Source organism: Vibrio sp. 1562, assembly GCF_033340155.1.
In the GTDB taxonomy this organism is placed as follows: domain Bacteria; phylum Pseudomonadota; class Gammaproteobacteria; order Enterobacterales; family Vibrionaceae; genus Vibrio; species Vibrio alginolyticus.
The window spans coordinates 1-687 of the sequence record NZ_JAWOVY010000373.1 but is presented as its reverse complement, the minus strand read 5'-3'; the positions used below and the strand labels follow the sequence as shown (position 1 = coordinate 687).

The 687-nt window shown below is 49.9% G+C and carries 1 pseudogene; it reads left to right on the top strand.

Annotated features, from left to right (window positions below):
- Positions 1–687: pseudogene (locus tag R7Z49_RS25255) on the top strand (hypothetical protein); the annotation flags it as partial.

Here is a 687-nt window from a genome sequence, read left to right as displayed (position 1 = left end):
CGAGAGCAGCATGGCGTCTGCGGCCAGCTCTTTAAACAGCGCTCCTGTCGATAAAAGAAAAAGCCAACATCACTATGGTGAACGTACGTCGTTAATTGAGGTGAAGCAGGCGCTCACAACATCGGCGTTGGATGGCTCGAGCTCTCTCGATTTAGATGCAGTGCTTAATGCGACGCCATTCGATCAACAAAACGTCGCCGAGAACCCTTTCGATACGCTTGATGGTTACTACCCTTACGATCTGACGGCGGTGACACCACAACCCAAGGTTGATGCGGCGAACAACAGCAAACCCATCATCAATCTATCGGTCGAACAGCAACTGCAAACCATCATTTATGGTTGGGAACTGACGCAGAACAAGCCGATCAGCAATTCGTTAAGTCTGAACCAATTGTTTGAAGACCCCGATGGTGACCTGCTCACAACTCGGATCTGGTTAGAAAACGCCAATGGGCTTCAGGTGCTCAACCAAGGCCAAATCGTGGTACAAGGTGCGCCAGAAGAAATCGACCAAACCACTTACTTAGCCGTGGCAGCTCGTGACAATCATCATGGTGAAGAAGATTACGCCTGGGTCACGACCCGTTTTGAATTGCCAGTCGTTAAAGAAGAGCAAAACAACACCGACCATCCATTGGTCGGTGACATTGTGTATCGCCTCGAAACCACACAAAACCTTGGCGG